Here is a 9,154-nt window from a genome sequence, read left to right on the forward strand (position 1 = left end):
ATAGTGAGAAAGTATGTTTGGGGAGAAGGAAGGAGATTATACGATGAATACACCAACTCAAACTCCTTCATTATCGGAAACGATGAAAGAGTGGCATTATGCATTAGCGTATGAAATTAAACATTGGAAAACGATAGGTGGTAGTAAAATTTCTATCATGAACGGTCGTTTTTTATATACAGATTATGAAAGTACAGTATACGTATTTCAGCTTATTTCGGAAGTAAGCTTACCTGAAGGTTCACCGATTCGAATTGAGTTCGATGGTGAGGAAGCGACAGGGGAAGTGTTATCTGTACATGGATTAGAAATAGAGCTGAAATTAAATGATTATATACAAGGTGAAATAAGAGAAGCGGTTTTATACAGTGAACCGTGGCAATTGTTAGAGCAACTGCAAGAGCGATTGAAAGAAGCACGTAAAGATAAGCTAAAACGTAATCGTATAAAGCGTCTTGTTGATGGGACGAGCAGTCCGAAACATATTGAGAAGATGAAAAATCCGAAAAATGAACTGGCATATCGCGCGTTTTACAATCCGACAACGTACGTATGGGGACCACCTGGAACAGGGAAGTCTTACAATTTATCACGTATTATTTCGGCTCATTATCAAAAAGGAAAATCGGTACTTGTGTTAGCTCATAGTAATGCGGCAGTAGACGTATTAATGAGTGAAGTAACGAAGCAAATTGAGAAGAAAAAGAAATGGACGCCTGGTGAAATTGTTCGTTACGGTTATAGTCAACATGAACATATACGAAATCATGAAACGTTACTTGCGTCGAAGTTAGTTGAAACGACGAACGGATCTTGGGGTGAGGAAAGACTCTATTTAGAAGAGACACGCCAAGAGCTTCGTGAAAAAATCTTATCGTATAAAGCAACATCTGCTGATAAGAAGCGTATGCAGGAGATTGAAAGTGATCTTCGAAAGCAAAAGGCTAAAATTAAAGAAGTAGAAAAAGAATATATTGAAAATGCGAAAGTAATCGGCGCAACTTTATCGAAATGTGCCATTGATTCACTTATTTATGAGCGTACATTTGATTTAGTTGTTGTAGATGAAGTAAGTATGGCATATGTTCCGCAAATTGCATTAGCTGCTTCACTTGGAAAACGTATCGTCGTTTGCGGTGACTTTTTACAGTTACCTCCAATTGCGATGGCAAATCATGAACTCGTTCGCAAATGGCTTGGGGAAGATATGTTTTACCATGCTGGGATTGTTGAGTCTGTTAATAAATCAGAAGCACATCCGAACCTATTTATGTTGCAGGAACAAAGACGTATGCATGCAGATATATCGAAGTTTACGAATTCGTTTATTTATAAAAATAGAGTATACGATCATCCGTCTGTTTCAGAGCGTAAAGAACTTGCGCAATTGCAGCCGTTCGCAAATGAAGCGAGTGTTTTATTTGATACGAGCCAAATGGGAGCTTTTTCGTTAAAAGATGCTGCTTCTGGTTCACGTTTTAACATTATGTCTGGTTTAGTAGCAATGCAAATGATGTTAATCGGATTGTTAGATGGTGTGCAATCCATTGGTGTTGTGACGCCTTACAGGGCGCAGTCACGCTTTTTATCGACGTGTATGAGAGAAATGTTGCAGAGAACGAAATATCAAAACATACCAGTTTTAGCGGCGACAGTTCATAAGTTCCAAGGTTCTGAAAGAGATATGATGATCTTTGATACGGTTGACAGTTATCCGCAAGAACGACCTGGCGTATTATTCTTTGATCACAAAAACCATCGCCTCGTCAATGTAGCAGTGACAAGGGCGAGAGGGAAGTTCATTCAATTATCAGATTGCCATTATATGCGTAAAAACCTTTCGAGAAAACAAGCGTTATCACAATTAACAGCTCATATAGAACGTCACGGAGATGTGTATGATCGCACGACATCAAGACAATTGTGGGAACGAAAAATATCGAAACGTTTACGCTGGTTTATGGAAATGAATCTTGAGGAAACGAAAGGGCTATTAAAAGATATTTTAGCAGCAAAACGAAAAATTATTATTTCACTTCCAAGTACAAAACAAGTGGATAAGCGAGTATGGCAAGCGTTAATGCGTACAAATGCGCAAATAACAGTGTATAGTGACGGACCAGTTCCACTGAAAAATGTAAAGTTACAAAGACAAAATAAAGCATTCCCGTTCCTAGTAATCGATGATGAAATCTTCTGGGCAGGCGCACCGCTTACATCTCAAATGATGTTTGAAGGTAGTACGGAATTTCCGTACGTATGTGCAAGACTGCAAGCACCTGAGACAATTGGTGTATTAAAAGGATTTTTAGATATTCGGTAAATTCGGATAGGAATTCCTTGACTTTTACTTGGAATGAACTTAGAATAAAAAATAATTTAATATAATTTTATGAAAATTCTTATCACGAGAGGTGGAGGGACTGGCCCTATGATACCTCGGCAGCGGATTCGTTATGAATACTGTGCCAATTCCAGCAAGGTAACTTGAAAGATAAGAAAGAAGCTCATTTTGACTGTATATACAGAAGCCTCTTTCTATCTTTTAGAAAGAGGCTTTTTTACGTGAAAATAAAAGGAGGAAGAAAAATGGGAGCGACAGGAGTAGCGTCACAAAGAAAAACAATTGAAGAGAGTATCGAAAGAAATAAGGAAAAGTACATAGAAACAAGTCATGATATTCATGCGAATCCGGAGATTGGAAACCAAGAGTTTTACGCATCAAGAACGTTAAGTTTATTACTAGGTAGTGCAGGGTTTCAGTTGCAGCACAATATAGCTGGACATGAAACGGGATTTATCGCGCGAAAAAGCTCTGGAAAACAAGGACCGGCAATCGCATTTTTAGCGGAGTACGACGCTTTACCAGGACTCGGTCATGCGTGTGGTCACAATTTAATCGGCACAATTAGTGTTGCAGCAGCAATCGCATTATCAGAAACACTTGAAGAAATTGGCGGAGAAGTTGTCGTGTTTGGTACGCCAGCAGAAGAAGGAGGGCCAAATGGTAGCGCGAAATCAAGTTATGTAAAGGCAGGTTTATTTAAAGACATTGATGCGGCGCTTATGATTCATCCGAGCGGAAAAACAGCGACAACGAGTCCTTCACTAGCAGTCGATCCACTTGATTTTCATTTTTACGGAAAAACAGCTCACGCTGCAGCTTCGCCAGAAGAAGGAATTAACGCATTAGATGCGATTATTCAGCTCTATAACGGTATTAATGCACTTCGCCAACAACTTCCGTCAGACGTGAGAATTCATGGCGTCATTACAGAAGGAGGAAAAGCACCTAACATTATTCCTGACAACGCTGCAGCAAGGTTCTTCATCCGTGCAGCAACGCGAAAAAGATGTGCAGAAGTAACAGAAAAAGTAAGAAACATTGCTGAGGGAGCAGCGTTAGCAACAGGTGCAAAAGTAAAAATCCATCAATTCCAAAATGAAATCGATGAATTACTCGTAACAAAAACATATAACGATATTGTAGCGGAAGAACTAGAACTATTAGGTGAAGATGTAAATCGTAAAGAAAGAGTAGGGATCGGTTCAACCGACGCAGGAAACGTAAGTCAAGTTGTACCGACAATTCATCCGTACATTAAAATCGGACCAGATGATTTAATCGCACATACGAATGAATTTAGAGAAGCAGCACGTTCAGAACTTGGAGATAAAGCATTAATTACATCGGCAAAAGCATTAGCAAATACGGCGTATCGATTAATTACGGAAGAAGGGTTGTTAGAGAAGGTGAAGGAGGAATTTAGAGAGGTGCAGAGGAATCAAGGGTAAGGGGATTAAGGTGCTTTTTTCGAATAGAGATCTAATTCATAAGTAGAGATATAAAAAGAACATTGAAATATCAATGTTCTTTTTTGTTTACTAATCATTAATTTTATTGGCTTTTCTCATAAAGAAAAAACTTTTACTGTTAGCCGGGGATAATACGTATCCCTTTATTAGAACGACAATTTCTCCTCAAACTCACTCTTTAAAACAATTAAAGGAGACGATAATCCAAATTGCATTAAAGAGTCTAAAAATGTAGCGAGAGAATCCATCGAATCGCTCATGACCTTCATCATATAATTAAATTCCCCGCTAATTCGGTATAAATCAGTTACTTCAGGAGCGGCATTACAATATTGAATAAAATCAGTACATTGGCTCGTTTTAAACATGATGAATGCTTGAATGTTTTTATTAATTTTAGAAGGCTCAAATTTCGTTCGGTAAGCCGCTATAACTCCTTGATCTTCAAGTTTATTCATACGCTCCTTTACAGCAGGTTGCGTCATGGATATAATCCGTCCTATTTCTGAAACAGAAATTCTCGCATTTTCATATAACAGGTTCATAATTTTATGATCGATTTCATCCAATTTTACAGCGTTTTGCATTGTGTAGCCTCCTTATTATGTTTTCTAAAGTGAATCGCAAATTATAACTATAATATCATAAGTGAACGAATTAAATTACCTATAAATCTGTATTTAAAATGATTGGTTTTTGCATGAAAATATAAGTATAGGATTTATCAAAAGGGAATTTAGGAAGGTTGGAAATATATGAAGAATCTTGATGGGAAAGTAGCGATAGTAACAGGGGCGAGTCGAGGAATTGGTCGTGCGATTGCGATGAGATTGGCAAACGACGGTGCATTAGTTGCGATTCACTACGGCCGAAATAAGGTAGCTGCAGATGAAACAATTAGTGAGATTGAATCTAATGGAGGAAAAGCGTTTTTAATTGAAGCAGAACTCAATTCAATGGATGGTGTCAAACAGTTAGTAGAACAATTGAAGAATGAATTACAAATAAGAGTTGGTACATCAGAGATTGATATTTTAGTAAACAATGCAGGGATAGGTACACAAGGGACGATTGAAAATACGACAGAAGAAGTTTTTGATGAAATTATGTCTGTGAATATTAAAGCACCATTCTTTTTAATTCAGCAAACATTACCATTAATACGAGCAGAGGGCCGTGTGATTAACATTTCATCAGCTGAAGTACGACTTGGTTTTACAGGCTCAATTGCATACGGCTTAAGTAAAGGTGCATTAAATACGATGACACTGCCTCTAGCTAAACATCTTGGAGAAAGAGGTATAACAGTGAATACAATTATGCCTGGATATACGAAGACAGATATCAATGCAAAATTGCTAGATGATCCGGAAATACGAAATTTTGCTACGAATTCATCTGTGTTCGGACGAATAGGGCAAGTTGAAGATATTGCAGATGCAGTAGCATTCCTTGCTTCTTCTGATAGCCGCTGGGTAACAGGGCAGATTATAGATGTCTCTGGAGGGTTTAGCTTATAGGGGCACTACTCTATAACCATCAAGCTAATCAAGTAAATTACTAGTTATGAAACGATCCTCGTTTCATAACTAGTAATCTATAGAAAGGTAGGGATGATAAAGAAGTCTATTAAAACGTGATTTTTTCGCTAGGCAACTTGAATCAGGGGGCATTTCTTTTTCTTAAGTTGACGGGTATGTATGGTGCCCCCGATTAGACGATAGTGAATGAACAATTTCGGGGTTCAGTTCAACTTTATTCAAAATAAGATTTTTTGCAGTAAAATCAATGTTAGTGGAACTTTTTTTAAAATTAACATAAATACTTGCAATATTTAAATTAGTACTATATAGTTCTAGTTATGACAAAGATAAAATTAATGAATCAAAAACGTGTGATTGAAGTAGCTGCAACATTATTTTTAGAAAAAGGGTTTGCTTATACAAGTATGGATGAATTAGTACGTGTAAGCAAAGTTTCAAAGTCTAATGTGTATTATCACTTTTCTAATAAGGAAGTATTATTAGAAGGGGTCGTTGATTATTGGATTGAAATGTATCAATCTGCAATTGATGACATACTTTCTCAGAACCAATTTTTAGTTGAAGATCGTATCCAACTGTTTTTAAAGCAATTATCACAAGGAGTTCAGTCGAGGGAGTATAAGGGGAGCTGTCCATTTATTACTCTTTATATTCAAAGTCCTAAACAGGCCACGCAAATAAAAGAAAAAATAGGTCTTTTTTTTACAGGATTACAAAAGAAAGTTTCTCTATTACTTAAACAAGGGGTAGAGAATGGAGAATTCAGAAATACGATTAATATTGATGAGGTTGCATCACTTTTTATTACAAATCTTGAAGGAGCGTTATTTATTTCAGAAACATTGAAGGATGCAACTGTAATCACGAAAACAGCAGATCATTTTTTAAAATTGCTTCGATAAAAGAAGCATTTTTTTTACATCAAATTAGTACTAAGTAGTACTAAAAGGGGGATTTTATATGAGAACAGTATTTTTAACTGGTGGAACAGGCTTTATTGGAAAACAATTAGTAAAAGAATTAGCCAAAGAGGATGTTAAAATTCTTCTTTTAGTGAGGTCGAAAAATAAAGCAACACGCCTTTTTCAAGAAAGAGGCATCTTAAAAAAGGAAGTTATGCACTTTATTGAAGGTGATTTGACGAAAATAGATTTAGGTCTAAGTGCTGAAGATAAGGAGAGGGTATTGAAAACGGATGTGATTATTCACGCAGGAGGCCCCATGGATATTCAAGCGACAAGTAAAGAGGCAGCTTCCGTATTTTTAAATGGTGCCAAACATATTAGTGAATTAGCTAAAAGTATTCATCAATTGAAGGGTTTGCAACAATTTATTCATGTTGTAGGTTATATGAGTCCCTTTGATGATAAAAATAGCAAGATTGCAATTGATGTGTTTAAAGAAGGAAACAATTATTTGAAAATAAAAAATCCATATGAGAGAACAAAATTTTTAGCAGATCTTTATATCCGTCAGCAGGCATCAGCAGTAGGTTATCCGCTTTCTGTAATTAATCCGCCAACTGTAGTCGGTAGTAGTAAAACAGGGAGTACAGAGCAGATAGCAGGATTAGGTTTGCTTGTGATGAGTATGCGAAGAGGGCTCATGCCAGTGATTCCTGGAGGTAAGGGATATAGGTTACCACTTATTTCAAACGATGAGCTTGCGAAGTTTATTGTGCAGGTTTTCAGATTGGAGCAACCGACTATTCAAACATATACACTTGTTGAAGACAAACAGCACGATCAAAACATTGCTGAATTATTAAGTATTATGTCGGAAAGTATGAATATGAGGGCACCAAAAATCTCTGTTCCAATGCCATTTATGAAAGCAATTATGAATAGTGGAGGAAGTAAAATAACAAAAATTCCTTCTGATGGACTGAATTTTATTACAAAACAAAAATTTTCAAATGTTTCAGCGAAAAAAATTATGGGAGGAGATTGGTTTAAGAAGACGAGTGTAATGAAATTTTTCCCTGCCGTAGTAGCTGATCTGGATTATCGAATAATGTATCAAAATGGCCGGCATAATCATTTATTTAAACGAACATTATGCGATAACACTACCCTTTACCAATTACAAGGAAAGGGTAAACCGTTTATTTTATTACATGGTTTATTGAGTGATGGAGAGGATTTATTTCCTTTAGCACAAGAGCTTCATGAAAAAACTGGTCAACCTGTATGGATCTTGGATCTTCCAGGTTTGGGACGGTCTCCTTTTAAACAAGAGAAAAATCTTCTAGATATCTATTTGAATGTAGTGAAAAAGTTATTGGAGAAAGCTACGAATGGTGCGCATCTAATTGGACATTCATTCGGTGCGTTTATTCTTCTGGAAGCATTGGTACAAGAGTACATAGATAAGAAGTATTCAATCACTTTACTTCAGCCACCTGTTGCTAAAAAAAATGCTAAATCGCTAAATGTTCCTCAAGTTATGAACAAATGGACATTAAAATTAGCAACTACTAATTTGATAGGGCGTTATTTATTAAGTAATGGTTTGTTTGAAAGTACGGAGAGCATCCCTGAACATTATATTGAAAAGATAAGTAAAAGTTTTACTTCTCCTAGAATTTTAAATACTACGGTTCAGCTTAACAGTTTACTACTGAAAAACGATCAAGGTGATTTCAATGAAGTAACAAAGTATAACCTTCACATTATTTGGGGGGAGTATGACAGAGGCTATTCTGCTCCATCGCATCTTGGTAAGGTTGATTTTGTTCCATATGGCCATCATTTTCCTCTTAGCCATCCGAGTGAAACGGCAACATTAGTAATAAAAAATAGTAATACTAGCAGATGAGAGTGTGGGATAAATAAAAAGTGTGTAGTAAAATCGTTGTGTCTTTGGAATAAAATCGTACTGTTTGGGGCCCGCCCCATCGCTATCAACTTAAGAATTAATTGTTCCCCAAAACAAAAAAGAAACATAGGAGCGAAAAAAATCTGTTTTTCTTTTTGATAAATATATTTATTGGAAAATACTTTGAACTTTCGGGTACAGATGCTCCTTCTATCCTATTATAGAAGCTATTTTGAACGTAAGTAATTTGTAAGGAATAGGTAAGAAAAAAGAGATTTTCATTGTGTAGGATAAAAATATAAGGAGGTGTGAAAGGCGGAACAGATATGACTTATATATGAAAAAACAAACCAGTAATAAGAGTGTTTCAAAGAAAAGAAGTAATTTCTGGGGTTAACATACATGTGGAAGAAAAGGGATTTACCGTTTGTTAAGACAGAATAGTCTTTGTAAAAATAATAATTACGAATTTAATTCTGACTGTTTTGTCATTGTTGGAGATGATAGCTGTGTGATTAATACGAAACAGCAAGCAACTAACTTTACAATTTAAATAAAGGAGAGGATGCTTTATGAAAACATGCAGTAAAATTACATGTGCAAGTCTATCACTTTTAATAGCTGGAAGTTCCCTGTTATACATAACACCAGCCTCAATTGTAAAAGCAGAACCCACGCAAAATGTATCTAGTTCGTTACAAACAAATAATCAAAGCGATCGTACTTCCGTTAAGAAAGCAATACGGGATTCACTCCAACTTGGATACCCTGGAATACTCGCTCAAATTTCTAAGGGTGGTAAAAATTGGAGCTATGCCGCCGGGATAGCGGATCTGAGAACCAAGAAGCCGATGAAAACAGATTTTCGCTTTCGCATTGGCAGTACGACGAAGACATTCATTGCAACAGTTCTCCTTCAATTGGCTGGAGAGAACCGCTTGAATCTAGATGACTCTATCGAAAAATGGTTGCCTGGC

General features: G+C 36.4%; 7 protein-coding genes and 1 riboswitch. Of the genes, 6 read left to right on the plus strand and 1 reads right to left on the minus strand.

What is annotated here, in order from left to right; all coding sequences use genetic code 11:
• Positions 1 to 13 precede the first annotated feature (13 nt).
• Together DN404_RS29645 and DN404_RS29650 are read left to right on the plus strand one after the other, a co-directional pair.
• Positions 14 to 2,323: an AAA domain-containing protein gene (locus DN404_RS29645; RefSeq protein ID WP_149215828.1), complete on the plus strand. Its 2,310-nt coding sequence runs from the start codon at positions 14 to 16 to the stop codon at positions 2,321 to 2,323.
• Between the two features lie 76 nt (positions 2,324 to 2,399).
• Positions 2,400 to 2,501: riboswitch (SAM riboswitch) on the plus strand.
• 88 nt (positions 2,502 to 2,589) lie between these two features.
• On the plus strand, positions 2,590 to 3,795 hold the full coding sequence (locus DN404_RS29650; protein WP_149215829.1) for a M20 family metallopeptidase: 1,206 nt from the start codon (positions 2,590 to 2,592) through the stop codon (positions 3,793 to 3,795).
• Between the two features lie 167 nt (positions 3,796 to 3,962).
• On the opposite strand, the gene DN404_RS29655 is transcribed toward DN404_RS29650, so the two are convergent.
• Positions 3,963 to 4,403, minus strand: coding sequence for an Lrp/AsnC family transcriptional regulator (locus DN404_RS29655; RefSeq protein WP_149215830.1), 441 nt, complete (start codon positions 4,401 to 4,403; stop codon positions 3,963 to 3,965).
• A 168-nt stretch (positions 4,404 to 4,571) separates the two neighbouring features.
• On the opposite strand from DN404_RS29655, the gene DN404_RS29660 reads away from it, so the two are divergent.
• From DN404_RS29660 to DN404_RS29675, 4 genes are all read left to right on the plus strand, one after another.
• Positions 4,572 to 5,336: an SDR family oxidoreductase gene (locus DN404_RS29660; protein ID WP_149215831.1), complete on the plus strand. Its 765-nt coding sequence runs from the start codon at positions 4,572 to 4,574 to the stop codon at positions 5,334 to 5,336.
• Positions 5,337 to 5,695: 359 nt separating this feature from the next.
• Entirely contained in the window at positions 5,696 to 6,262 is a 567-nt protein-coding gene (locus DN404_RS29665; protein WP_001072312.1) for a TetR/AcrR family transcriptional regulator, read from the plus strand.
• A 58-nt stretch (positions 6,263 to 6,320) separates the two neighbouring features.
• On the plus strand, positions 6,321 to 8,177 hold the full coding sequence (locus DN404_RS29670; RefSeq protein ID WP_149215832.1) for an alpha/beta fold hydrolase: 1,857 nt from the start codon (positions 6,321 to 6,323) through the stop codon (positions 8,175 to 8,177).
• Positions 8,178 to 8,749: 572 nt separating this feature from the next.
• The coding region (locus DN404_RS29675; protein ID WP_149215833.1) for a serine hydrolase domain-containing protein at positions 8,750 to 9,154 on the plus strand (405 nt) is incomplete at its 3' end.

The organism is Bacillus sp. TE8-1 (genome assembly GCF_008368855.1).
In the GTDB taxonomy this organism is placed as follows: Bacteria; Bacillota; Bacilli; order Bacillales; family Bacillaceae_G; genus Bacillus_A; species Bacillus_A cereus.

What these genes read in the sequence shown, in the direction of transcription:
- DN404_RS29645 (WP_149215828.1), top strand. Translation starts at nt 14, where the DNA reads ATGTTTGGGGAGAAGGAAGGAGATTATACGATGAATACACCAACTCAA.
- DN404_RS29650 (WP_149215829.1), top strand. Translation starts at nt 2,590, where the DNA reads ATGGGAGCGACAGGAGTAGCGTCACAAAGAAAAACAATTGAAGAGAGT.
- DN404_RS29655 (WP_149215830.1), bottom strand. Translation starts at nt 4,403, where the DNA reads ATGCAAAACGCTGTAAAATTGGATGAAATCGATCATAAAATTATGAAC.
- DN404_RS29660 (WP_149215831.1), top strand. Translation starts at nt 4,572, where the DNA reads ATGAAGAATCTTGATGGGAAAGTAGCGATAGTAACAGGGGCGAGTCGA.
- DN404_RS29665 (WP_001072312.1), top strand. Translation starts at nt 5,696, where the DNA reads ATGAATCAAAAACGTGTGATTGAAGTAGCTGCAACATTATTTTTAGAA.
- DN404_RS29670 (WP_149215832.1), top strand. Translation starts at nt 6,321, where the DNA reads ATGAGAACAGTATTTTTAACTGGTGGAACAGGCTTTATTGGAAAACAA.